General features: G+C 66.0%; 19 protein-coding genes. 6 read left to right on the top strand and 13 right to left on the bottom strand.

The window, feature by feature from the left end:
• Positions 1-33 precede the first annotated feature (33 nt).
• The gene (locus LMF57_RS02585) at positions 34-705 is read left to right on the top strand and encodes an NAD(P)-dependent oxidoreductase (RefSeq protein ID WP_208081482.1); all 672 of its coding nucleotides are present in this window, start codon (positions 34-36) and stop codon (positions 703-705) included.
• Positions 695-1,660 (top strand): glycosyltransferase family 2 protein, encoded by a 966-nt coding sequence (locus LMF57_RS02580; protein WP_229290714.1) that lies wholly within the window; start codon positions 695-697, stop codon positions 1,658-1,660. Before LMF57_RS02585 ends, LMF57_RS02580 begins: the two co-directional genes overlap by 11 nt.
• Positions 1,661-1,677: 17 nt before the next feature.
• On the opposite strand, the gene LMF57_RS02575 is transcribed toward LMF57_RS02580, so the two are convergent.
• From LMF57_RS02575 to LMF57_RS02525, 11 genes are all read right to left on the bottom strand, one after another.
• Positions 1,678-2,517, bottom strand: a complete 840-nt coding sequence (locus LMF57_RS02575; RefSeq protein ID WP_117309466.1) for a glycosyltransferase family A protein — start codon at positions 2,515-2,517, stop codon at positions 1,678-1,680.
• A complete protein-coding gene (locus LMF57_RS02570; RefSeq protein WP_229290713.1) occupies positions 2,514-2,990 on the bottom strand; it encodes a GtrA family protein in 477 nt (158 codons plus the stop codon). The genes LMF57_RS02575 and LMF57_RS02570 overlap by 4 nt, the downstream gene beginning before the upstream one ends.
• Positions 2,991-2,992: 2 nt before the next feature.
• Entirely contained in the window at positions 2,993-4,783 is a 1,791-nt protein-coding gene (locus tag LMF57_RS02565; RefSeq protein ID WP_229290712.1) for a hypothetical protein, read from the bottom strand.
• Positions 4,784-4,791: 8 nt separating this feature from the next.
• Positions 4,792-8,247, bottom strand: a complete 3,456-nt coding sequence (locus LMF57_RS02560; RefSeq protein ID WP_229290711.1) for a glycosyltransferase — start codon at positions 8,245-8,247, stop codon at positions 4,792-4,794.
• On the bottom strand, positions 8,247-9,602 hold the full coding sequence (locus tag LMF57_RS02555) for an ABC transporter ATP-binding protein (protein ID WP_117309462.1): 1,356 nt from the start codon (positions 9,600-9,602) through the stop codon (positions 8,247-8,249). Before LMF57_RS02555 ends, LMF57_RS02560 begins: the two co-directional genes overlap by 1 nt.
• Entirely contained in the window at positions 9,592-10,386 is a 795-nt protein-coding gene (locus tag LMF57_RS02550; RefSeq protein ID WP_117309461.1) for an ABC transporter permease, read from the bottom strand. The genes LMF57_RS02555 and LMF57_RS02550 overlap by 11 nt, the downstream gene beginning before the upstream one ends.
• A complete protein-coding gene (locus tag LMF57_RS02545) occupies positions 10,386-11,570 on the bottom strand; it encodes a cystathionine gamma-synthase (protein ID WP_117309460.1) in 1,185 nt (394 codons plus the stop codon). The genes LMF57_RS02550 and LMF57_RS02545 overlap by 1 nt, the downstream gene beginning before the upstream one ends.
• A gap of 123 nt (positions 11,571-11,693) precedes the next feature.
• Entirely contained in the window at positions 11,694-13,064 is a 1,371-nt protein-coding gene (locus LMF57_RS02540) for a pyridoxal-phosphate dependent enzyme (RefSeq protein ID WP_117309459.1), read from the bottom strand.
• A 353-nt stretch (positions 13,065-13,417) separates the two neighbouring features.
• The gene (locus tag LMF57_RS02535; protein WP_093818802.1) at positions 13,418-13,654 is read right to left on the bottom strand and encodes a YdcH family protein; all 237 of its coding nucleotides are present in this window, start codon (positions 13,652-13,654) and stop codon (positions 13,418-13,420) included.
• Positions 13,655-13,977: 323 nt separating this feature from the next.
• Complete coding sequence (locus tag LMF57_RS02530) at positions 13,978-14,862, bottom strand: OmpA family protein (RefSeq protein ID WP_049465104.1); 885 nt, start codon at positions 14,860-14,862, stop codon at positions 13,978-13,980.
• Complete coding sequence (locus LMF57_RS02525) at positions 14,859-15,224, bottom strand: DUF4398 domain-containing protein (protein ID WP_117309458.1); 366 nt, start codon at positions 15,222-15,224, stop codon at positions 14,859-14,861. The genes LMF57_RS02530 and LMF57_RS02525 overlap by 4 nt, the downstream gene beginning before the upstream one ends.
• A 121-nt stretch (positions 15,225-15,345) precedes the next feature.
• Between LMF57_RS02525 and LMF57_RS02520 the strand changes: the two genes are divergently transcribed.
• The 3 genes from LMF57_RS02520 to LMF57_RS02510 all read left to right on the top strand — a co-directional run bounded on the left by LMF57_RS02520 (position 15,346) and on the right by LMF57_RS02510 (position 19,340).
• The gene (locus LMF57_RS02520) at positions 15,346-16,473 is read left to right on the top strand and encodes a PilT/PilU family type 4a pilus ATPase (protein ID WP_025878450.1); all 1,128 of its coding nucleotides are present in this window, start codon (positions 15,346-15,348) and stop codon (positions 16,471-16,473) included.
• 130 nt (positions 16,474-16,603) lie between these two features.
• Positions 16,604-17,887 carry a putative DNA modification/repair radical SAM protein gene (locus LMF57_RS02515; RefSeq protein ID WP_140226343.1) on the top strand — a complete coding sequence of 428 codons (1,284 nt, stop codon included), beginning with the start codon at positions 16,604-16,606 and terminating at the stop codon, positions 17,885-17,887.
• Positions 17,868-19,340: a UdgX family uracil-DNA binding protein gene (locus LMF57_RS02510; RefSeq protein ID WP_229290710.1), complete on the top strand. Its 1,473-nt coding sequence runs from the start codon at positions 17,868-17,870 to the stop codon at positions 19,338-19,340. Before LMF57_RS02515 ends, LMF57_RS02510 begins: the two co-directional genes overlap by 20 nt.
• A gap of 33 nt (positions 19,341-19,373) precedes the next feature.
• Here the strand turns inward: LMF57_RS02510 and maiA are convergent, their stop codons facing one another.
• Positions 19,374-20,042, bottom strand: coding sequence for a maleylacetoacetate isomerase (gene maiA, locus LMF57_RS02505; protein WP_117309455.1), 669 nt, complete (start codon positions 20,040-20,042; stop codon positions 19,374-19,376).
• Between the two features lie 14 nt (positions 20,043-20,056).
• Positions 20,057-21,046, bottom strand: a complete 990-nt coding sequence (locus LMF57_RS02500) for a fumarylacetoacetate hydrolase family protein (RefSeq protein ID WP_117309454.1) — start codon at positions 21,044-21,046, stop codon at positions 20,057-20,059.
• A 967-nt stretch (positions 21,047-22,013) separates the two neighbouring features.
• On the opposite strand from LMF57_RS02500, the gene LMF57_RS02495 reads away from it, so the two are divergent.
• Positions 22,014-23,438: a DEAD/DEAH box helicase gene (locus LMF57_RS02495; RefSeq protein WP_117309453.1), complete on the top strand. Its 1,425-nt coding sequence runs from the start codon at positions 22,014-22,016 to the stop codon at positions 23,436-23,438.
• Positions 23,439-23,933 lie beyond the last annotated feature (495 nt).

The raw sequence follows: 23,933 nt of genomic DNA, 5'->3' as shown, positions 1-23,933 counted from the left end.
GGCCCCGACCCGATGATTGTCGGTTCCGGACTGGTGGCCCGTGCGTTCGCGCAGCGCTATGCCGAGGACGATTCGACCATCATTTTCGCTTCAGGCGTCTCCAACTCGAACGAGACCGACCCGGAGGCGTTCGCACGCGAGCGCGCCATGCTGACCGGGCACCTGGCCGAAGGCCAGCAGCGGCTGGTCTATTTCGGCAGTTGCAACGTGGTCAACGCCAAAGAGCACTCGGCCTATTTCCAGCACAAGCGGGCCATGGAAGCCCTGGTGATCGGCTCTGGCCGCGGCACCGTGCTGCGCCTGCCGCAGGTGGTAGGGCGTACACGCAACCCCAATACCCTCACCAACTTCCTGCGCGACTGCATCCTGCAGGAGCGGCAGTTGACGCTGTGGGCGGGCGCGCAACGCAACCTGATCGACATCGATGACGTCGCCGCCATCGCCACCCGCATTCTCGATGGCGGTGCAGCGCCATCGGTGGTGGCAATCGCTTCGCCGTGGTCACTGCCGATGCCCCGTATCGTCGACCTGTTCGAACAGGTGCTCGGTCAGCGCGCGCATCGGGTGCTGATGGACCGTGGCGAGGCCATGGCGATCGACAGCACCCTGTCAGAGCAGGTCGCTCGCGACATCGGAGTGGATTTTGGGCCAGACTACCCACTCCGCGTGATCCAGAAATACTATGGCCCCCGCCATGAAACCTGAACTCTCCATCGTCATTCCCGTCTATGGCAGTGCCTCGATCCTGCCCAGCCTCGTCCGCCGCCTGGAGGAAGTCCTGGTGCCGGCGCTGGGTGCCGATGGCTTCGAGGTCGTGCTGGTGCACGATTCCGGCCCGGACAATGCCTGGGAGGTCATCCGCAGCGAGGCCCGCACGCGGCCATGGCTGGTGGGCGTGGACCTGCGCCGCAACGCCGGCCAGCACAATGCGATCATGGCTGGTCTGGGCTTCGCGCGGGGCCGCTATATCGTCACGATGGACGATGATCTGCAGCACGACCCGGCCGACGTGCCGCGCATCCTGCAGACCCTGCGCGATGGCGCCGACCTGTGCTACGTGCAGTTCGAAGGCCGCAAGCATGCACTGTGGAAGCGCGCCGGCAGCCGCTTCAACGACATGGTCGCCGCACGCCTTCTGAAGAAGCCCGAAGGTCTGTATCTGTCGCCCTTCCGCGGTTTCGTGCGTGAACTGGGCGAAGAAGCCCGGCGCTACCAGGGCCCCTTCGTCTATCTGGACGGACTGCTGGTGCAGAGCACCAGCCCCAAGCGCATCGCGACCATCACCGGCCAGCACCACGCACGCAGCGATGGCCGCTCCGGCTACAGCCTGAGCAAGTCGATTTCGCTGTGGCTGCAGATGGCCACCAGCTTCTCCATCGTACCGCTGCGCTTTGTCTCGCTGGCGGGGGTATTGGCTTCGTGCGTGGCGTTCCTGCTGGCCGTGGTGGTGCTCTGGCAGAAACTGCACAGCCCGCAGATGGCGGTCGGCTGGCCGTCACTGATCATCACCATCCTGTTCATGGGCGGCCTGCAGTTGCTGGCGCTCGGCGTGATCGGCGAATACACCGGCCGCGTGCTGCTGAACATCAACAACCGCCCGCAGTACATCATCGGACGTACCACCAACGTGGCAGGCCGGGACGAAGACGATCGTCCCTGAACTCCGCGGACGCGGCCTCAGGCCGCGCCCATCCGGCGCCCCAGCCAGAGGTAGGTCAGGCGTCGCGCCTGCGCCATCAGGCGAGCCTTGAGGTTGCCCACGCGCAAGGTCATCGGCGACAGCAGCTGCGGATCGGCCGCAGCCAGCGCGTTGTGGAAATCGATGGCCTGCTGCGCCTGGTCGTTCATCAGCCTCACGCTCCACTGCCCTGCATTGATGCGGAAACTGGCCAGGCTCTCGCGCAGCGCGACCATGTCGCCCTGCAACATGATCGCCGAATAGCTGGCCTGGTCGATGAGATAGGGGTGGGAGTTGTCCCAGCCGCCCGCCTGCACCAGCAGCTCGCGCCGGAACATCACGCAGCCCGGCTCGCCGAACAGGTTGGTGCCGGCAAGCACCGATGCCCGTACCGCATCGCGCCCGCTGACCAGCCCCTTCAGCGGCCCCAGGCCCCGCCCGGCGATCACCACCTTGCCCTGCGCGTCCACAAGGTCGCGCTTGCTGGCGACCAGCACGGCCGAGGGGTGTGCATCCAGCGCTGCGACCTGGCGGCTGAGGGCATCGGGTGCGATCAGGTCATCGCCACAGACCAGCTTCAGCAGTTCGCCGCGGGCTGCCATGCTGACCCGGTCCCAGTTGGCCTTGGCACCGCCGCCGGCGGGTGTCGGGCTGAGTACGCGGACCTTGGGATGATCGGCATAACGGGCCAGCAGTTCGTCAGTACCGTCGTTGGAGGAATGATCAGCCACGACCAGCTCGAAATCGTCGTAGTCCTGCGCGAGGATCGAATCGAGCGTCTGCGCAAGGTACTCAACGTTCCGGTAGGCCGGCACGACGACCGAGACACGTGGATTCATTCCTTCTTCTCCGCGGTAGGTGGTTCCGGTCGTCGCCGGAACGAGAAATGCTTGTGGCCGACGTAGTTGAAGATCACCACCAGTACGGTGATGGCGATCTGGGTCGGAATGGCCGGCAGCCCCAGCACATCGGCCAGCAGCGCCAGCGCCCCCATGTTCAACAGCAGGCTGCCGACATTGACGCTGGTGAAGCGCAGGAAATCACGCCAGCCATTGCCGCTGACCCGGAACACCAGCCGCCGGTAGACGAAGAACACCAGCACCAGCGAGACCACCCAGGCGATGCCCAGGCTGACCACCGACGGCACCCCGGGCCCCAGCAGCAGCACCAGGCCGGCAAACAGCGCCGTGCTGAAGGCGGTGTTGGCACCACCGACCAGCAGGAACAGCACGCGCTGGTCCTTGATCAGGCGCTGCAGTGGGCCGGGAGGGCCAGAGCGCGGCAGCGGGCCGCTGTCATCCTTCATGGCCATGCTCACGGTACCTCGCAGCTGACCGAGAAGCCGGTAAGCAGTACACCCAGTTCGCGGGTGTCGCTGCTGCCTGGCTGGTCGCGGCTGGGAATGCTCACCGGGCTGACTGCCAGCTCGGCATGCTCATTGCCCACACGCGCGCGCGCCGCCTGGCCTGGCTGCACGGTCAGCACATCCTCGTTGCCTGCGGCGGTGCTGATGCGCACCTGGCGCTCGGATTGCCCGGGCGGCACGTACAGCTCGGCGAAATAGGCGCAACCACAGGGCGGCAGCGCAAGCGACGCGTGCGCGCCACTCCAGCGCACGGCGCCTTCGGCCGCATGCCATCCCTGGGTGTACTCGATCGCGCGCGTGGAACAATCGCTGGCAGTGCTGTCGGCGTACAGCGCCAGATGGCGCTCACGCATGACGTTTGCGCCTTTGCGGGCATAGTCCAGCTGTGCCTGCAACAGACCTGCCGCGGCCTCGTCGGGTACGGCCCGCAACAACGCCTTGTTCATGGACGCGAAGATGTCTTCGCGGAAAGGACTGGCTTTCCACTCGTGGACGTAGGTGAGCAGCTGGGTCAGCAGCACCGCCGACAACAGGCCGCCCACCAGCACGCTCCAACCCGGTGCCCGGCGGGGCCCGGCCTGCAGCTCGCGTGCCGCCAGCCAGATCACGCCGATCAGCCCCAGCACCAGGTCCATGTAGTAGCGCGACGCCATCACGGCGGCTGGACCCTCGGCACCGCGCGCCAGTGTCAGCGAAGCGGCGATCAGAACACCATAGAGGGCCAGCAGCAGTGGCAGCCGCGACCCGGGGGCACCACGGCGCAGCCAGGCTACAGCCGCGACCACGCCGACCAGCAGCAGGATGCCCCCGAGCACCGCAATGGTCTGCAGCGGCAGCTTTCCGCCCAGCAGCACCGCCTCGGGATACCCCATCGTGGAGCCCACTGCGTACAGCAGCAGCACCGGTACGTCAGCACCGACATTGAGGCCGTTGCGGGTGGACGCATCGGTGACCGATCCGCTGAGCAGATACACGACCATCGACAACCCGACCGCCGCGCTCGGCAGGATGCCGGCCCAGCGTCCCTCGGCCCGCCAGCGCGGCAGGAACGAAAACACCTGCACGATCATCACGGCGCCGACAAAGGCGTAGTTCCAGCCCATGCCGCACACCAGCACGATCAGCGGCGCGGCAAGCACCAGCGCCACCACCCATACCGCCGGCCAGCGCGAACGCGCGGACAGCAGGTGGGCATGGCCACAGAAGAACGCCACGAAGGCCAGGTTCTTCGTCCACAGCGGCAGGCCCAGATCGAGGGTCAACAACTCGTAGCCTGCCCAGCTGAAGCACAGAGCCGCCACGGTCACCGTCACCACCACGTTCAGCCAAGGGCGCTTTGCGCCGGGCTGGTGCCGCATGTCGGCCATCCAGGCCATGCACAGGCACGCCGCGACAGCCGAGATCACCACGCCGGTCAACCGGTTGGCCAGCAGGACGTCCAGATCGAAAAGGCTGACATTCGCCCACAGGAACAGCTGATTGACGAACCCGCGATGCGAAGATCCGCCCCAGAACTCGAAGGTGGACAGATGGCCCGCCTGCCATTGGTCGAGCTGGAACAGCAGGCGCAATGAATCCATGTAAAGCGCGTCGGGGTGCGCGCGGTTGAGGATCACCTGGTGGATGGCCGCGAACGCCGCCACCACGGCCAGCACCAGGGCAACGCTACGCCAGGGACGTCCCTGTGCAACGGCGGTGCCTGCACCGGTATTCGGGCGTTGTGCTGCGCCCCCTCTCATCGGCTGCCTCATGCGGCCCGCTCATCGCGCTGCATCGATGATGACAACACCCGCCACAGCGCCTCACGCGAATATTCCTGGTCGATGAATGCCCGCTCCGCCGTCGAGACACGCTGCCAGAGTGCGTCATCGCGCAGCAGCGAGACAATGTGCGCAGCCATCGCCAATGGTTCGTCCGCCACGGGCATGAAGGCGCTGGCGCCGCTCAGCCCCTGCATGCCCACCGACGTGGTTACGCAGGGAACACCGTGGCGCAGCGCTTCGAGCACCTTGCCTTTCACGCCACCGCCGAAACGCAAGGGCGCGACCGCAACCCGTGCGTGCGCATAGAAGGTTTCCAGGCGCGCGTCGCTGACATAGCCGGTCACCTCGATCCGCTCGGATGCCAGGGCCTGCACTTCCGGACGGGGGTTGGACCCCACCAGGCTCACCCGCACGTCGGGAACCTCGCGCTGTACCAGCGGCAGCACCTCGTTGACGAACCACAGTGCGGCATCGACGTTGGGCGCATGCGCAAAGCCCGCCACCAGCAGGATGCCCTGGCGGCTCTGCGGCGATGGCACCACCTCCGATTGTTCGAATGCGTACAGCGGGATGGTCGCAGCGCGGCTGGTCGCAGCGGGTGCCTGTTCGGCCAACCATTGCTGCACGTGGCGCGTCTCATCATCCGACGGATAGAGCACGACGTCGGCCTGCTGCCAGAGCGCATGCTCGAACTGGCGGTAACGCTCGGTTTCCCGCTCCAACTCATCGTCGGGCTTCACCTGCAGCTGCTGCTGCATGCGCAGGTGATGGATGTCGTGGCCGTAGTACACCAGCGTTGCCTTGCTGTGCCTGCGGACGCTGGCCACCAGCTCGATGGAAATGTGGGGACGGTTGAGGATCGCCACATCCAGGTAGCGGCCGTTGGCCTCCATCCAGGCGTCGAAGCCGGACGCGCCCACGCACGCGGCTCCATGCATCACCTCGATGCCCGATTGCTGCAGCGGCAGTGCGTACTCGGCATCATAGTAGGCGTTGGCCGGCCAGAACGTGACCTGGCATCCTTCCTGCACCAGCGTCTGCAGCACCTGGCAGGTCGCACGCGATCCTGCATCACGGTCAGGCTGGGGAATGTAATGATCGACCACCAGCACGTGGCGCTTGCTGCGCGAACGGTCACGCGCCAGGAAGACGTTCTCGGCATTGGGGAACTGTGCTTCCTGCAGCGTCGGGCCCCAGCGTTCGAGGAACTTGTCCCGGTTGACTGCCTGCCACGCCTTTACCCCGCTGCTCTCGTCGGTGCCGCTGGAAACACCTTCGTAGTGCACGACCACCGACTCCGGCTGCATGTAGACCTTCAGGCCGCGTGCACGTACCCGGAATGCGATGTCCGTGTCCTCATAGTATGCCGGCGCGAAATGCTCATCGAATCCGCCAAGTTCGCGGAACAGGTCCAGCGGCAGCATGATCGACGCACCGGACACGTAGTCGGCTTCCTTGAGATAGCTGTAGGCCGGGCGTGAGGGATCATCGAGCCGCCCGAAGTTCCAGGCACTGCCATCGGCCCACACGATGCCGCCCGCTTCCTGCAGCCGGCCATCGGGGTAAACGAGCTTGGAACCGACCAGGCCGGCATCCGGATGCGACTGGAACACCTCGACAAGGGCATCGAGCCAGCCTGGCCGGACCTCGGTGTCGTTGTTGAGGAGATACACGTAGCGGCCCTTGGCCAGGGTCAATGCCTGGTTGCAGGAACGCAGGAAGCCCAGATTCTTCGGATTGGCGTGATAGCGCAGTCCCGGGATCGCCGCCAGACCGCCGATCTGCGTGTCACCGGAGGCATCCTCCAGCACCAGCACCTCGAACGGTACACGTGCGCCGGCGCGGGCAATGGATGCCACGCAGGCCAGACTCTGCTCGAAATTGCCGTAGGTCGGGATGACGATGCTGACCACCGGATCGTCCACCTCGGCGAAGCGTACGCTCTGCAGGATGGCCTGCGGGTCGCTCCTGACGTCCTCCAGCAACAGCCCGTCCAGCGGCGCCGGCGTGGATTCGTCCTGCTTCAGCAGCATCCGCTTTGCGATCGGCACCATCGGCTTGAGCAGTGGATGCCGCGCCAGCCCCGATGCACGCAGCGACTGCAGCACCACGCGCCACTCGCCGCGCAGCACGCGCCCGGCGAAACGCAGGGGCTTGGTGATGCGCCAGGAACGCGAACTGATCAGCGAGCCGGTCAGATCCTGCAACGACTGCAGTTCCTCGCGATAGGATGACAGCAGGGCCGACACGTCGCTGCCATCGCCCTCCTCCGCCTGTTGCCGACCCGCCAGGTTGACGCCTGACTGGTGGAGAAGCTGGTCGATCTGTTCATGGCGCTGCCGCAGCTCGGCGCGTGCCGCGCTGGTCAAGCCGGACACAGCGGTCATCTGCGCCTGCAGCTGGCTGCGGACCTCCCAGACCTCGGCCATCGCCGACTCAAGGCGCTGGGCCCGCGCCTTCTCCTGCTCCAGTTGCTGCTGCAGACGCGCAACCGCCGCGCGCTGCTCCTGCTCCAGTTTCTGCAGCATCTGCTGCTGCAGCAGCTGTTGCTGCTGCAGCCGTTCGGCGGCGGCCAACCCAGCCTGCTCAAGCTGTCGATGCAGCTCTGCCACCACGCCCTGCTCGCGCACCACATGGCCCCGCAGCGAACCGATCTCGGCGTCCTGCGCCTGGGCCCAGCGCGCGACTTCGTGGTGATGGGCGTACAGATCCTCCGCCTCGGTATACAGCACCGACGCTGGCAGCTGCGGCAGCAGCGATGCGTCCGCCGCGGCCACCACCACGAAATAGACGGCATCGGGAATGACTGCCGCGCGCTCCTGGACACCCTCGCCGGTATCGGTCAGCGCCTGGTAGACAGGCTGCGCCGGTCCGGCATCCAGCCCGGTGATGGTGGAACAGACCGACATGCGGTGACCGCACAGGTGCATCGCCGGGAAATACCGCCCCACAAGGGCGCGGAACTCCTCCAGGTAGAGTTCCTTGACGTGGTATTCGTTGTGGTAGCCCGCACGATCAGAGTAGACCTCCTTGTTCGGCGAGGACATGATCATCACGCCATCCGGCCGCAGTACGCGACGGATTTCGGACATCATCTCTTCCTGCTCGTACAGGTGTTCGATGGTCTCGAAGGACACGACCACATCGACGCTGTCGTCGGGAAGCGGAATCGCTGCGGCAGAACCCTGCAGGTACTGCAGGTTCGCTACGCCGGCATAGCGCTCTCCCGCATGCGCGACGGCATCCTGCGAGATGTCGACACCGCGGACAGAACGCGCGCGCCCGGCGAGCATCGCGCTGCCGTAGCCTTCGCCACTGGCCACATCGAGCACGTCCTTGCCTTCCACCAGGGGCAGGCACCACGCATATCGATGCAGATGTTCCTGGCGGATGACACCGTGTTCGGTGGGGACGAAACGTTCGCCGGTGAACTCGATCATCAGGATTCCTTGGTGACTTCGATGGCAAGCATGGGCAGCCCCACCAGGCCAAAACGCATGGTCTCGTCGATCGCGCGGAATTCCAGCGCGTCATGGATCCAGTGCTGCTGGGTGTGGTCGTGCTGGTCGCCGGAGGCCACCGCTGCATCGATCATGTAAGAGCCGGACGGCATCACCGGCATGCGGAACAGGAACGAAGCCACGACAGACTCGCCGGCCCGCCCGCCCACCGGTGCGTCCTTGCAGGCGAAGTAGCTGTTGTCGCCAAACAACCTCTGGCCCAGTCGATCCTTCACATAGAAGCCGACGATCAGGCTGTCCAGCGACTGCATGAGCTCAACCCGGACGCGCAGGCGGACCAGCTCGCCACCCTCGGCCATGCCCAGCGGCAAGCCGTCCTGATCGGTCAGTGCCACATCGACAATGCGCGCACCCTGCGCACCGAACTCCTGGCCCACGTTCTCCGGGTCGAATTCGAACAGAGCGATCCGGTTGCTGACGCCCGCTTCGCGCAGGGCATCGTGACGGAAGTCGGGAGCATCGGACGCCAGCCTGCGCGACTTCCTTTCCACCTTCACGTCCTCGACACCGGCTTCGCGACGGCCGACCACGTGCTGCTCGGTCATGTACGCCTCGATCACCTCCTGCGACGTACCGGACAGGCGCATCTGGCCATTCTGGAGCCATACCGCACTCTCGCAGAGGTTGGTCACCGCCGCCGCATCGTGACTGACGAACAGCAGCGTGCCGTTCTTCTGGAACTCGCGCAGGAAACGCATGCACTTCTGCGAGAAGAAGGCATCACCTACGGCAAGCGCCTCGTCGATGATCAGGATGTCGGCATCGACGTGGGCGATCACTGCGAACGCCAAGCGCACCGACATGCCACTGGAATAGCTGCGCACCGGTTGGTCGATGAACTCACCGATGTCGGCGAAGGCCAGGATGCTCTCCATGCGTGCTTCGATCTGGGGCCGGGTCAGGCCCAGGATCGTCGCGTTGAGGTAGACGTTCTCGCGCCCCGTGAACTCCGGATTGAAGCCACTGCCCAGTTCCAGCAGCGCCGCCACCCGCCCCTTGACCGTGATGTGGCCCTCGGTGGGGTTGAGGGTACCGGCGATCATCTGCAGCAGGGTGGACTTGCCCGAGCCGTTGCGGCCGACAATGCCCACGGTCTGTCCGCGGCGTATCGAGAAACTGACGCCACGCAGTGCCCAGAAATCCTTGTAGAAGGACCTGCGCTTGCCTGCCAGCGCCTGCAGAAGCCGATGCGAGGGACGCTCGTACATGTGGTACGACTTGCCCACGCCCTGTACGTCGATGACGACGTCATTGTCGATGCGATCAGAGGACATCGGCAAAACCCACGCGCAGCTTGTTGAACATGCGATGGCCCAGCAAGGCGACCGTGCAGGCGATGAGCGTGTAGATGCCAAGCCCTGCCCAGTTGGGCATCCGGCCCCAGATCACCACCTCGCGCACCTGGTCGATGATGAAGGTCAGCGGGTTCAGTTCGAACACGATCCGGTAGCTTTCAGGGACGGATTCAACCGGCACGATGGCCGATGACAGGAACAGCATGGCGGCGGCCATCACACCGGCGATCTGGCCGATGTCGCGCAGATAGACACCCAGCGACGACACGATCCAGCCGACGCCCGCCGTCAGGATCACCAGCGGGATGACCACCACCGGCAGCAGGATGGCCGTGGCCGGAATGCTGCCCTTGATGAACAGCTGCAGCAGCAGTAGTACCACCATGTTCATCAACAGATGGAACAGCGCCGAGAAGGTCATGCTCCAGACCAGGATGTCCAGCGGAAACACCACCCGCTTTACATAGCCGGTATTGGCAACGATCAGCTGCGGTGCGCGGGTGAAGCACTCGGCGAAGAAGCCGTGCACGGTCAAGCCGGCGAACAGGATCAGCGCGAAGTCGGTGGTAGAACCGCTGGAACCTGGCCACCGCCCCTTCATGACGAAGCCGAAGGCCAGGGTGTAGACCAGCAACATCAGGAAGGGGCTGATCAGCGACCACAGCAGGCCGAAGCTGGCGCCGCGGTAGCGGCCCAGGACTTCGCGCTGGCTCAGCTCGAAGGTCAGCGAGCGATGCTTGCCGAATACCGAGAGAATCCCCATCAGGCAACCTGCTGCGTCAGCGCCCGTTCCAGATCCACCTGCAGATCCCCAAGATCCTCAACCCCCACGCTCAACCGTACCAGCGCATCGCTGATGCCCAGCTGCTCGCGACGGGCCACCGGGATCGACGCATGGGTCATCACCGCCGGATGGTTCACCAGGCTTTCCACCCCGCCCAGCGACTCGGCCAGGGTGAACAGCTCGGTGTTCTCGCAGAAGCGCTTGGCCGCCTCGAAACCACCCTTCAGCACGATCGAGACGATGCCGCCGTAGCCAGCCATCTGCCTGCCCGCCAGCTCATGCTGCGGGTGCGAGGCCAGGCCCGGGTAGATCACCTTTTCCACCGCCGGGTGCTTTTCCAGCCACTGTGCAAGCGCCATTGCGTTGGCGCAGTGCGCCTTCATGCGCAGCGGCAGGGTCTTCAGGCCTCGCAGCGCCAGGAAGCTGTCGAACGGGCCCTGCACGCCGCCCACCGAGTTCTGCAGGAAGGCCATCTGCTCGGCCAGGTCGGCGTTGTCGCCGACCACGACCATGCCACCGACCATGTCCGAATGGCCATTGAGGTACTTGGTGGCCGAGTGCAGCACCAGGTCGGCGCCCAGCTCGAGCGGACGCTGCAGCATCGGCGAGGCGAAGGTGTTGTCGACCACCACGATCAGGCCGTGGCGCTTGGCGACGGCAGCGACCGCGGCGATGTCCACGATCTTCAGCATCGGGTTGGTCGGGGTCTCGATCCAGACCATCTTCGTCTTCGCGGTGATCGCCGCTTCGAAGGCCGCCAGGTCGGTCAGGTCGACGAAGCTGAAATCCAGAGCGGCTGTGCGGCGGCGCACGCGCTCGAACAGGCGGAAGCTGCCGCCATAGATGTCGTCCATCGCCACCACGTGGCTGCCGGCATCCAGCAGCTCGATCACGGTGGAACTGGCGGCCATGCCGGAGGCGAAGGCGAAGCCACGGGTGCCGCCTTCCAGCGAGGCCACGCAGCGCTCATAGGCGAAGCGGGTCGGGTTGTGCGTACGCGAGTACTCGAAGCCCTGGTGCTCGCCCGGGCTGGACTGCGCATAGGTCGAGGTGGCGTAGATCGGCGGCATCACCGCGCCGGTGCTCGGGTCGGGCGACTGGCCGCCATGGATGGCCAGGGTGGCCAGCGCCAGCGCGCGGTCCGGGGAAGAAGCGTTGGACATGTCGTTTCCTGAATGGCGCCGATGACCGGCGCCGTCGAAGGAGCGGGAGTCTATCAGCGCGGCCTTAACGAGCTTTGACGCGGATAAACCGGGATTCAGCGGTGATCTGCAGCGATCGGCCGGTTACTGCACGCGGCGGCGCAGGTAGTTCAGCAGGTCGATGCGGGTGATCAGGCCCAGGAAGGCATTTCCATCCATCACGATGGCCACCTGGCCGCGGTCGAACACCGGCAGCAGCGCCTCGATCGGCGATTTCACATCCAGCCGGTCCAGCTTGCTGACCATGGCGGTGGCCACCGGGTCGCGGAAGCGCGCTTCATCACCATAGACATGCAGCAGCACGTCGCTTTCATCGACGATGCCCACCAGCTGCTCGCCGTCCATCACCGGCAGCTGCGACACGTCGTACAGCTTCATGCGCTGGTAGGCGGTGGTCAGCAGGTCGTTCGGACCGATCACGACAGTGTCGCGCTGGCCGTACGGGCGCAGGATCAGGTCGCGCAGATCACCGTGCTGCGGGCGTTCAAGGAAGCCGTTGTCCAGCATCCAGTAGTCGTTGTACATCTTCGACAGGTACTTGTTGCCGGTGTCGCAGACCAGCACCAGCACCTTCTTCGGCGTGGTCTGCTCCCTGCAGTACTTCAGCGCTGCCGCCAGCAGGGTGCCGGTCGAGGAGCCACCGAGGATGCCTTCCTTGCCCAGCAGGTCACGCGCGGTATGGAAGCTCTCCGCGTCGGTGATGGCGTAGGCCTTCTTCACACGGCTGAAATCGGAGATCGAGGGCAGGAAATCCTCGCCGATGCCTTCCACCAGCCAGCTGCCCGACTTGTCGTTGAGCACGCCGTCGTTGATGTACTCGGCCAGGATGGAGCCGACCGGGTCGGCCAGCACCAGCTCGGTCTTCGGCGACAGCGTGGCGAAGGCGCGTGACAGGCCGGTCATGGTGCCGGAGCTGCCGCAGCCGAACACGATGGCATCCAGATCGCCATCCATCTGCTCGAGAATCTCCGGGCCGGTGCCGAATTCATGCGCGGCCGGGTTGTCCGGGTTGCCGAACTGGTTGACGAAGTAGGCGCCCGGGGTCTGCTCGGCAATGGTCCTGGCCAGGTCCTGGTAGTACTCGGGGTGGCCCTTGGCCACGTCCGAGCGGGTCAGGCGCACTTCGGCACCCATCGCCTTCAGGTTGAAGATCTTCTCCCGGCTCATCTTGTCCGGGACCACCAGGATCAGCTTGTAGCCCTTCTGCTGGGCCACCAGCGCCAGGCCCAGGCCGGTATTGCCGGCGGTGCCTTCCACCAGGGTAGCGCCGGGCTTCAGGTCGCCGCGCTTCTCTGCCGCTTCGATCATCGACAGGCCGATGCGATCCTTGATCGATCCGCCCGGGTTGGCGCTTTCGAGCTTCAGGTAGAGCTCGCAGACGCCAGCATCCAGGCGCTGGGCCTTGACGATCGGGGTCTGGCCGATGAGTTCGAGGACGGAAGAATGGATGGGCATTCGGGGGACTTCGGTTCGCGCCACACAGGGCCGGACCGATGATTATCCGACGGATGGCGACGAAAGTCAGGAGCCGTTTCTGTGGCGCCGGGCCATGCCCGGCGGGGCGCGTGCCGACCAACGGTCGGCGCCCGCCAGCCAGGCTGGCGGCCCAAGGGGATGCGGACGGCCCCGGATCGACGAGGAGACCGGTACCGCCCGCATCGGGGGACGTGCCTGCAGGGCCTAGGCACCACCGCGTGTGGTGCCCAGGCGCGACGCCTGCGTTCAGCGGCGTCGCGTTGCCAGGTCAGGAAAGCCTGGCGGGGCCATCGATGGCCGGGTCATGCCATTCCGGGCACGACCGGAGTGCGTCAATGCGTGGGGGACGACGCTGCGAGCGGTGTTTCGTACATTCGCAGAAGGCGTTGCTTGGCCAGCAGCTTCTCGCGCTTCATTCGACCCAGGGTGACATCATCGATAGGGAGTACACCCAACTCCGCGTCCATGCACTTCTTGTTCAACTTGCGGTGCTGGTCATGGAGTGCCCGGAACTCCGGATCGCGCGCGCGACGGGCGTCGATCTCGCTCTGGGGCTGATCTTCAAACATGATGGACCTCCTTCGACAGATACACGAACGCCCCGGCCGCAAGGCACGGGGCGTTGTTCATGGAGGAGTGCCGGTCAATGCCCACATGGGTGCCCACAAGGACGTGCGGCACTGGCCTGCGCACGTCGATCTGCTGCGGTTCGCGCCCTGCTTGCATCGGCCCGGCCCTCCCATCGTCCGGTCCGCGTGATTGCGTCCCGGACAATTGACCCTACGCTTGCTCTGGACAGGGTTCAAGCCCCTGCGGCAAAAAGACCGAACCCCGCCGAGGCGGGGTTCAGGCTGAATACTCAACACAACGAAAAACAAACAATATCAATCAATTACGGGGCGATGACGACCTCGGCCGAGCGGGCCCGGGTGGAGGCGGCCTTCTTCCCAGCGACCTGGATCCGGCTGCTGGCGACACCGGCCGACACCAGCGCGTCACGCAGTGCCTCGGCGCGCTTCTGGCCGACGCCATTGGCACTGTCATAGGCTTCGATGCGGATCCTGCCCTTCTTGCCGATATTTACGTACTCGGCCAGGGCCTTGGCCTGGTTGCGGGCGCCAGCGGACAGGCTCGAGGCCCCGGCGGCGAACGCGTCACCGGCAAAGGTAAAGACCTCGCCGCGGCCATCGAACTTCGAGCCCGGCAGTTTCTGCCCGGACACCAGCTCGGCTTCCTCACGGGCCAGCTTGGCCGCGTTCTGCTGGGCCGAGCTGAGACGCTGCTGCTGCTTGCCGGCCACGCTGGTCAGGGCGTTCTCGGCATCCTGGCGGGCCAGGGTCTCGGCCTCGGCCGCTTGGCGCAGGCGTTCGGCCTCTTCTGCCTGCATCTGCGCCTGCATGCGCAGTTGTTCGGCTTCCTGCCGGGCACGGGCGGCATCGCGGCGGCTGGCCTCGATCAGCAGGTCGCTGCGGGTGCGCTCCAGGCGGTCGACCTCACGCGCGGCCAGCGCAGCCCGCACGGCGGTCTCGGCGATCTCGACCCGGCGCTCGGCCAGGTAGGTGGCCAGCTCCTGGTCACGGCGCTTGGCCTTCTCCAGGGTGGCGATGGCCTGCTGCGCCTGCATGCGCTCGAAGGCGCCCAGTTCGGCGGTGTCCGGATTGGCCTGGATCGCCATCAGGCGCTGGCTCAGCTGGCCCACCATCGGGTTGTCAGCGGCCAGGGCCAGCGTCGGCAGGGCCAGCAGGGTAGCCAGGGTCAGCGCGGAAATCGTCTTCATCGGCGGTCCTCCCCGGTCGACAACTGGCGCTGCAGCTGGTTCACCTCGTTGCGGCGCAGCTGAAGCTGCGCGGTCGCCGTGGCTTCCTCGCTGCGGGCACGGGCCAGATCGGCATCGGCGGTGGCACGCAGGGCCAGAGCCGGTGCGTTCTTGCGCTCACGACGGTCGCCGGCGGCACGCTGGGCCTGCTCCAGCCCTTGGCGGGCCAGCCCGATCAGGTCCGGGGCGTACTGGTCGGCGTCGGCCTGGGTGGCCTTGTCCACTGCCTGCCGGGCCTGGGCCAGTTCCAACGCGCCATCCTGCGCCCAGGCGGGAGCAGAGAGTGCGAATGCAAACGCCATCACATACAGGCTGTGGCGCATTCGTGCGAAGCTAAGTTGTTTCATTGGGGAGGCCGTACCGGTTGTCGGTTCGCGGCCATTGTCGTCAAGCCGGTACCGTGCTTGCAACGGGCGCCGGCAGTTTCGTTGGGGAAAATTCGCAATGGATATCGGCTACTTCCTGAAGCTGATGACCGAAAAGAACGCTTCGGACATGTTCTTGACCACCGGCGCGCCGGTGTACATCAAGATCGAGGGCAAGCTGTATCCGCTCGGCAATACCGGCCTGCCGCCGGGAATGGTGAAGAAGATCGCCTACTCGCTGATGGACGAGGGCCAGGTGCCGCAGTTCGAGCGCGAGCTGGAACTCAACATGGCCATCGCCCTGGCCGATGCCGGGCGTTTCCGCGTCAACGTGTTCAAGCAGCGCGGTGAAGTGGGCATGGTCATCCGCGCCATCCGCAGCCGGATTCCGAGCATCGAAGAGCTCAACCTGCCGCAGGTGCTGAAGGACGTCATCATGACCCCGCGTGGGCTGGTGCTGGTGGTGGGGTCCACCGGCTCGGGCAAGTCCACCTCGCTGGCGTCGATGATCGACCATCGCAACAGCACCACCACCGGTCACATCCTCACCATCGAGGACCCGATCGAGTACCTGCACAAGCACAAGATGTCCATCGTCAACCAGCGCGAGGTCGGGCTCGATACCCATGCCTTCCACAATGCGCTGAAGAACGCGATGCGCGAAGCGCCGGACGTGATCCTGATCGGCGAGATCCTGGATGCAGAAACGATGGAGGCGGCCATCGCCTTCGCCGAAACCGGGCACCTGTGCCTGGCCACCCTGCACTCCAACAACGCCGACCAGACCATCGAGCGCATCCTCAACTTCTTCCCGGAAAGCGCGCACAAGAACGTGCTGATGAACCTGGCGCTGAACCTGCGTGCGGTGATCAGCCAGCGCCTGGTGAAGAACAAGGAGGGGCGCCGCCTGCCGGCCACCGAAGTACTGATCAACACGCCGATGATCCGCGACCTGCTGCGTCGCGGCCAGGTGCACGAGATCAAGGCGGCGATGGAGGCTTCGCTGGAAGAAGGCATGGAGAGCTTCGACCAGTGCCTGTTCCGGTTGGCCAAGAACGGCACCATCGATCAGGAAGAAGCCCTGCGCGCGGCCGACTCGCGCGATGGCCTGGCGCTGAAGTTCCGCCTGTCCGAAGGAGGCAGCGGCGAGCATGATCCGTATGCGGACTTCTCGGCGGGCGCGCCGAGCATTACCCACGGGTTCTGACGGCGCGCCCGCCGGGCATGGCCCGGCGCTACCGGGCGCGTGGTGGTAGCGCCGGGCCATGCCCGGCGGAATCCTGAAGGGTTAAGGGGCGGTCTCATCCAATGAGACCCCTCGTGCGTAGGTTTCTTCAATGGAAACCATACGCAAGCTGGCCATCCTTGCAGATGCCGCCAAGTACGATGCCTCCTGCGCCTCCAGTGGTGCGGGCAAGCGCGATTCGCGCGCCTCCGGTGGCATCGGCAGTACCGAGGGCATGGGCATCTGCCACAGCTACACGCCCGATGGCCGCTGCGTGTCGCTGCTGAAGATCCTGCTGACCAACTTCTGCGTGTACGACTGCGCCTATTGCGTGAACCGGGTGTCCAGCAACGTGCCGCGCGCGCGTTTCAGCGTGGACGAGGTGGTCACGCTCACCCTGGATTTCTACAAGCGCAATTACATCGAAGGGCTGTTTCTTTCCAGCGGCATCATCCGCAACGCGGACTACACGATGGAGCGCATGGTGGAGGTGGCACGTCGGCTGCGCGAGGAGCATCGATACGCCGGCTACATCCACCTGAAGACGATCCCCGAGGCATCGCCGGAACTTCTGGCCGCTGCGGGTCGTTACGCCGATCGCCTGTCGATCAATGTCGAACTGCCCACCGAGGCGGGCCTGGCCACCCTCGCACCGGAAAAGACCAGCACATCGATCCGCGGCGCGATGGGTGAACTGCGCTGGCGCATCGAAGAAGCCAAGGAGGCCCGCAAGGCGCCGGCAGTGATCGCACCGGTTTCCAGCCGCAGCGCGCGTCCTCGCCCTCCCCGCTTCGCACCCGCCGGGCAGAGCACGCAGATGATCGTCGGCGCCGACGGTGCCAGCGACCAGCAGATCCTGACCAGTGCCGACAGCCTCTACGGCAACTACCGCATGCGCCGGGTGTACTACTCCGCCTTCAGCCCGATTCCCGATGCGAGCCGCCAGCTGCCGCTGCAACCACCTCCGCTGCAGCGCGAGCACCGGCTGTACCAGGCCGACTGGCTGCTGCGCTTCTACGGCTACGGCGTGGAGGAGATCACCGACACCACCCAGGGCGGCATGCTGGATCTGGACATCGATCCGAAGATGGCCTGGGCGATCCGCCATCCCGAACGCTTCCCGGTGGACCTGAACCTTGCGCCGAAGGAACTGCTGCTGCGGGTGCCGGGCCTGGGAGTGCGCAACGTCAAGCGTGTGCTGATGGCGCGCCGCCACGGTCGCCTGCGGGTGGCCGACGTCGCCCGGCTGAAGGCGCCGATGAGCAAACTGCTGCCGTTCGTGCAGCTGGCCGACCACCATCCGCGCAGTGCGCTGGATGATCCGGCGGCGCTGCGCGCGAAGCTGGCGCCACCACCCCGCCAGGGCTCGCTGTTCGATGCCGCGCCCGCTGCCTGATCTGCAGCGCTGGTCGCTGCGCGTAGACCCGCCGTGGTCGCTGGATGCCTGGCGCGGTGCGGCGCGTGAGGCCTTGCTGCGCGGGGTGCTGCCGGAACAGCTGGACTGGATCACAGGTACCGAAGCGTCGCTGCTGGACGCGCCGGCGGTGCAGCAGGCGCCACTGCCCGACGGCGCCACCGTCCCGAACGTGCCGCGCGACTTCGTCGAACTGGCCGCTACCTGCCTGTGCCATCGCGATCCGCAGCGCCTGCCGCTGCTGTACCGCCTGCTGTGGCGCATCGCGCATGGCGAACGCACGGTACTGTCCAATCCGGCCGACGCCGATGTGCTGCGGTTGATGGCGCTGGCGCAGGCGGTGCGCCGCGACACGCACAAGATGAAGGCCTTCGTGCGCTTCCGGGAGGTGCCCGGCGAGACCGACGCGTTCATCGCCTGGTTCGAGCCCGATCACAACATCGTCGACCGCGTCGCGCCGTTTTTCGCCCGCCGTTTTGCCGGCATGCGCTGGGCGATCCTGACCCCCGCGCGCAGTGTCCGCTGGGATGGCAGCACGCTCTCGTTCGGTGAGGGCGGCAGCCGCCGCGATGCACCCGCCGAAGACGCCCGTGAGACGCTGTGGCAGACCTATTACGCCAGCATCTTCAATCCGGCCCGGCTCAACACGCGGATGATGCAGCAGGAAATGCCCGCCCGTTACTGGAAGCATCTTCCCGAAGCGCACCTGTTGCCGGGCCTGGTGCGTGACGCAGCCGGCCGCGTGCAGGAGATGCATGATCGACCGGCACAGGTACCGCAGCGACGTATTCCCGCACGGCCGAACGATGCAACCGGTGCCGCTGCGGACAACGGCAGCCTGCAGGCGCTGCGCCAGCAGGCCGCCGTCTGCCGGCAGTGCCCGTTGTGGGAAGCGTCGACCCAGACCGTGTTCGGCGAAGGTCGTGCCGATGCACGCATCATGCTGGTGGGCGAACAGCCCGGTGATGTCGAGGACCTGAGTGGGCGCCCCTTCGCCGGGCCGGCGGGCAAGCTGCTGGACCGTGCGCTGCAGGAACTGGGCATCGAACGCGGCGCCCTGTACCTGACCAACGCGGTGAAGCACTTCCACCACGAGCGCCGAGGCAAGGTGCGCCTGCATAAGCGCCCTGAGAACCGCCATGTGCAGGCCTGCCGGCCGTGGCTGCAGGGCGAGATCGCACGGGTGAAGCCACAGGTGATCGTCTGCCTGGGTGCCACGGCGGCCTCGTCCGTATTCGGTCGCGATTTCAACCTGACGCGCGACCGTGGCCGCTGGCTCACGCTCGAGGATGGCACCCGGGGGTACGCCACCGTGCATCCTGCCTGGGTACTGCGGCAGAAGGATGAGACGCGGCGCGAGGACGCCTACCGGCTGTTCCGCGACGACCTGCGGCAACTGCTGGCGGCCGATTCCGCGCGCGCCGGAGACCGGTAGCGCCGGGCCACGCCCGGCGAGCACAGCCAGACGTCAGGCGGCGTCGATCTGGTTTTCGGGGCGTGCAGCGACGAAGGCTTCCAGCTGCTGGCAGGCCGCTTCAATGCGGCGCAGCGTGGGGTACGGCGCCAGATCCAGACCAAACCGATGCGCGTTGTACAGCTGCGGCAACAGGCAGATGTCGGCCAGGCCCGGACGGTCACCGTGGCAGAACGTGCCGGTGTCAGCGCTGTCGGCCAGCATCGCTTCCATTGCGGCAAAGCCCTCGGCCATCCAGTGCAGGGTCCACCGCGTGCGTGCATCGGCGGGCAGCTGCAGATCGCGCTCGAGGTACTGCATCACCCGCAGGTTGTTGATCGGGTGGATGTCGCAGGCCACCAGCTGCGCCAGCGCCCGCACCCGTGCGCGGCCAGCGGCGTCGGCCGGCAGCAGCGGCACCTGCGGGAACCGCTCTTCCAGATACTCCAGGATCGCCAGCGACTGGGTCAGCACGTGGCCGTCATGCAGCAGCGTGGGCACCAGCTGCTGCGGGTTGAGCCCGCGATAGGCGTCATGGTGCTGCTCGCCGCCCTCGCGCACCAGATGCACCGGTCGTGCTTCGAAGGCCAGGCCTTTCAAGGCCAGGCCGATGCGCACGCGGTAGGCGGCGCTGGATCGCCAGTAGGTGTACAGCACGATGCCGTCGTCGACCGGAATCTCCATCGCCGCCTCCATGCTCAGGGCTTGGCCGCCTGTTCGATGCGCTGCTCGATCGCACCGAAGATGCTGTTGCCGGCGGCATCGAGCATCTCGATGCGCACCACGTCGCCGAAGGACATGAACGGCGTGCTCGGCTTGCCGTCGCGCAGGGTTTCCACCACGCGCTGTTCGGCGAAGCACGAAGCACCCTTGCTGGTGTCTTCGTTGGCGATGGTGCCCGAGCCGACGATGGTGCCGGCACTGAGCGGGCGCGTCTTGGCCGCGTGCGCGACCAGCTGGGCGAAGTTGAACTGCATGTCGACACCTGCTTCCGGCGCACCGAACCACGTCCCGTTGATGTGGGTCAGCAGCGGCAGGTGCACCTTGCTGTCCTGCCAGGCAGCGCCCAGTTCGTCGGGAGTGACGAACACCGGCGACAACGCCGAGCGCGGCTTGGACTGCAGGAAGCCGAAGCCCTTGGCCAGTTCGCCCGGGATCAGGTTGCGCAGCGAGACGTCGTTGACCAGACCGATCAGCTGGATGTGGCCGGCGGCCTGCTCCGGGGTGGCGGCCATCGGCACGTCGTCGGTGATCACCACGATCTCGGCTTCCAGATCGATGCCGTAGTCCTCGCTGATCACCTTGACCGCATCGCGCGGGCCATGGAAACCGGCGCTGGTGGCCTGGTACATCAGCGGATCGGTGTAGAAGCTCTCCGGCACCTCGGCGCCGCGGGCGCGACGTACGCGCTCGACGTGCGGCAGGTAGGCGCTGCCATCAACGAATTCATAGGCGCGCGGCATCGGCGCGGCCAGGGCCTGCGGGTCCAGGTCGAACACGCCATCGGCGTCACCGGCATTGAGCGACTCATACAGCGCATTCAGACGCGGGGCCAGATGGCTCCAGTCCTCCAGGGCCAACTGCAGGGTGGCGGCGATGCCGGTGGCGCGCACGCCGTGGCGCAGGTCACGCGAGACGACGATCAGGGTGCCGTCGCGGCCGCCTTCCTTCAAGGAACCAAGCTTCATGGTGGGTGTCCGGAGTCGTGGGCAAACAAGTTTCAAGTGTAATCAAATAAGCAGCGTAGCCAAGCTGCAGCGCGGCATCGCCTCACCCTACCGCAGGAGGGGGGCGGCAGGGTTGCACCCTGCACCTGCAGAGGCAACGGCCAAGGCCAAGGCAACCGCGAAAGCAACTGCAACAGCCCCGGCTCTGGGTTTTCTGTGGGTTGGGCGGGGCGGTGTCGGATTGCGGGGACGCCGTAAACCCATCCTTGGGGGCTTGTCCGCGGCATCCATGCCGCGGACACCCCGCAATCCGACACCGCCCCGCCTTCGACAGGTTCCCGATGACGGTTGCATTCGTTCTGGTAGATCCACGCCATGCGGGGATGGATCTCATTCGAAGTCGAATATTTCGACAATTGAACGAAGAGCATCCACGCGTGGCGTGGATCTACGTGTCGACCAAGGTGACACCCACCAGGAGCAGGCCCTGCCATTTCGACAGATCGCGGAAAACTGTCGAAGGCGGGGTGGGTCCGGTTGCGGGGGCGTGAGCCGCATGGACGCGGCGACCGAGCTTACATGGACGTACTTGCAGCGGCCCCCGCAACCGGACCCACCCCGCCATCCCACGGTATGCCCGCTGTTGCTGTTGCTGTTGCCATTGCCGTCGATTCGGCGGGTGCAGGGCGCAGCCCTGCCGAACCCCCAACCTGAACAGCCTGTTTTGCGTCAGGTCTCATCCTTCCGTTAGACTATGCGGGTCTGCAGCGGCCGTCCGTTTCCCTCCGGGATCGCCGGCGACCGGGGTTCGCCCCATCGCCCGCCCCCACTCCGACGCCGTTCGTCACGCATTCCAGTCTGCGCTTCGCGTTGGCTGCACCCAATTCTCGCAGCGCGGTTCACGGGAACGCTCCGAGTCAGCCGATCAGTTTGATCTGCCCCCGTCTGTCCGTTCGGACAGGCGTTAACTGTACTTGGAGCAATCTCGATGTCTTTTGAATCCCTGGGCCTTGCGCCCTTCCTGCTGCGTGCGCTCGCCGAGCAGGGCTACGAAACCCCGACCCCGATCCAGCAGCAGGCGATTCCGCTGGTGCTAGCCGGTCGCGACCTGCTGGCCGGCGCACAGACCGGTACCGGCAAGACCGCCGCGTTCGGCCTGCCGCTGCTGCAGCACCTGGGCACCGCTTCGCAGGAAGTGCGCACCGGCCCGCGCAAGCCGCGCGCGCTGATCCTGGCACCGACCCGCGAACTGGCCACCCAGGTGCATGACAGCCTGCGCGGTTACAGCAAGTACCTGCGCATCCCCAGCGCCTGCATCTACGGCGGTGTCGGCATGGGCAACCAGCTGGACATCCTGCGTCGCGGCGTGGACCTGCTGGTGGCGTGCCCGGGCCGCCTGATCGACCACCTGGAGCGTCGCAGCATCGACCTGTCCGGCATTGAACTGCTGGTGCTGGACGAAGCCGACCGCATGCTGGACATGGGCTTCCTGCCCTCGATCAAGCGCATCCTGGCCAAGCTGCCCAAGCAGAACCGCCAGACCCTGCTGTTCTCGGCCACCTTCGAGGACAACATCCGGCAGTTGGCGCTGGAGTTCATGCGCAACCCGGAACAGATCCAGGTCACGCCGAAAAACACCGTCGCCGAGACCATCACCCACAAGGTGCATCCGGTCGATGGCAGCCGCAAGCGCGACCTGCTGCTGCACCTGCTGGCGCAGGACAGCCGCGAGCAGACCCTGGTGTTTGCCCGCACCAAGCACGGCAGCGACAAGCTGGCCGCGTTCCTGGAAAAGTCCGGCATCAAGACCGCGGCGATCCACGGCAACAAGAGCCAGGGCCAGCGCCTGCGTGCGCTCGGCGACTTCAAGGCTGGCCGGGTCACCGTGCTGGTAGCAACCGACATCGCCGCGCGCGGTATCGACATCAACGAGCTGCCGAAGGTGATCAACTTCGATCTGCCGATGGTGGCCGAAGACTACGTGCACCGCATTGGCCGTACCGGCCGCAACGGCGCTACCGGCGAAGCAATTTCGCTGGTTGCACAGGATGAAGTGAAGCTGCTGCGCGCGATTGTGCGCCTGCTCGGCCGCGACATGGACATCCGCGATGTGCCGGGCTTCGAGCTGCAGACGCCGATCCGCTGGGGCAACAGTGCACCGGGCAAGGCCGAGGCCGATACCGGAGAGCGCGTGCCGCGCAAGACCCACGCGCGCCGTCCGCACGGCGATGCACCGCGTCATGCCCATGCAGGCCCGAAGAAGGCCGGCGGTGGCCGCCGCGAGGGCGCGGGCAACGGCCAGCAGCGCGCAGGCGCAGGTGCCGGTCAGGGCCAGCGTCGTGGCGGTGCCGGTAATTCCGGTGGCGGCCGTGGTCGCGGCCAGGGCGGCAACGGCGGCGGTCGCGCTGGCTGATTGCTGCTGACATGGATGGCGCTTCCCGCTGCGCGGGGGGCTATCGAGGGACGGCGCTGACGCGCCGTCCTTTTTTGTTGCTGGCTACCGGGTGATAAAGCAGGCGGTGGCAGTACCGAGGGCGGATGGGCATGGGGGCAGCGCAGAACACGCTGTAAATACGTCCATGTAAGCTCGATGGCGCCATCCATGGCGCCAACGGTTCTGCGCTGCCCCCATGCCCATCCGCTTCAAGCATTGCCTGCGCCTTCTTCTCCCGCCGGGTTGCCGGGAGAAGAAAGATCAAATTCAAATTCAAATTCAAATTCAAATTCAAAGGCAAACGCCGAAGCCGCAATTCCTGCTTTTGCCCTTGCCCCCGCCTTGGGTTTGATGCGTCCGCGCCTGGAGGAAACTGTCTGGGGAGGACGGATAGGCCGCGCAGGACCGCAGGCGCCATGGATGGCGCCTACGAGCCTACAGGGACGTACTTGCGGCGTGTCCTGCGCGGCCTAT

Source organism: Stenotrophomonas sp. SI-NJAU-1, from assembly GCF_020883215.1.
Classification (GTDB): Bacteria; Pseudomonadota; Gammaproteobacteria; order Xanthomonadales; family Xanthomonadaceae; genus Stenotrophomonas; species Stenotrophomonas indicatrix.
This window is presented reverse-complemented; position numbering and strand designations above follow the sequence as displayed.

Excerpts from the sequence above, each read along its gene's own strand:
- LMF57_RS02580 (WP_229290714.1), top strand. The coding sequence starts at position 695 with ATGAAACCTGAACTCTCCATCGTCATTCCCGTCTATGGCAGTGCCTCG.
- LMF57_RS02575 (WP_117309466.1), bottom strand. The coding sequence starts at position 2,517 with ATGAATCCACGTGTCTCGGTCGTCGTGCCGGCCTACCGGAACGTTGAG.
- LMF57_RS02570 (WP_229290713.1), bottom strand. The coding sequence starts at position 2,990 with ATGGCCATGAAGGATGACAGCGGCCCGCTGCCGCGCTCTGGCCCTCCC.
- LMF57_RS02565 (WP_229290712.1), bottom strand. The coding sequence starts at position 4,783 with ATGAGAGGGGGCGCAGCACAACGCCCGAATACCGGTGCAGGCACCGCC.
- LMF57_RS02560 (WP_229290711.1), bottom strand. The coding sequence starts at position 8,247 with ATGATCGAGTTCACCGGCGAACGTTTCGTCCCCACCGAACACGGTGTC.
- LMF57_RS02555 (WP_117309462.1), bottom strand. The coding sequence starts at position 9,602 with ATGTCCTCTGATCGCATCGACAATGACGTCGTCATCGACGTACAGGGC.
- LMF57_RS02550 (WP_117309461.1), bottom strand. The coding sequence starts at position 10,386 with ATGGGGATTCTCTCGGTATTCGGCAAGCATCGCTCGCTGACCTTCGAG.
- LMF57_RS02545 (WP_117309460.1), bottom strand. The coding sequence starts at position 11,570 with ATGTCCAACGCTTCTTCCCCGGACCGCGCGCTGGCGCTGGCCACCCTG.
- LMF57_RS02540 (WP_117309459.1), bottom strand. The coding sequence starts at position 13,064 with ATGCCCATCCATTCTTCCGTCCTCGAACTCATCGGCCAGACCCCGATC.
- LMF57_RS02535 (WP_093818802.1), bottom strand. The coding sequence starts at position 13,654 with ATGTTTGAAGATCAGCCCCAGAGCGAGATCGACGCCCGTCGCGCGCGC.
- LMF57_RS02530 (WP_049465104.1), bottom strand. The coding sequence starts at position 14,862 with ATGAAGACGATTTCCGCGCTGACCCTGGCTACCCTGCTGGCCCTGCCG.
- LMF57_RS02525 (WP_117309458.1), bottom strand. The coding sequence starts at position 15,224 with ATGCGCCACAGCCTGTATGTGATGGCGTTTGCATTCGCACTCTCTGCT.
- LMF57_RS02520 (WP_025878450.1), top strand. The coding sequence starts at position 15,346 with ATGGATATCGGCTACTTCCTGAAGCTGATGACCGAAAAGAACGCTTCG.
- LMF57_RS02515 (WP_140226343.1), top strand. The coding sequence starts at position 16,604 with ATGGAAACCATACGCAAGCTGGCCATCCTTGCAGATGCCGCCAAGTAC.
- LMF57_RS02510 (WP_229290710.1), top strand. The coding sequence starts at position 17,868 with ATGCCGCGCCCGCTGCCTGATCTGCAGCGCTGGTCGCTGCGCGTAGAC.
- maiA (WP_117309455.1), bottom strand. The coding sequence starts at position 20,042 with ATGGAGATTCCGGTCGACGACGGCATCGTGCTGTACACCTACTGGCGA.
- LMF57_RS02500 (WP_117309454.1), bottom strand. The coding sequence starts at position 21,046 with ATGAAGCTTGGTTCCTTGAAGGAAGGCGGCCGCGACGGCACCCTGATC.
- LMF57_RS02495 (WP_117309453.1), top strand. The coding sequence starts at position 22,014 with ATGTCTTTTGAATCCCTGGGCCTTGCGCCCTTCCTGCTGCGTGCGCTC.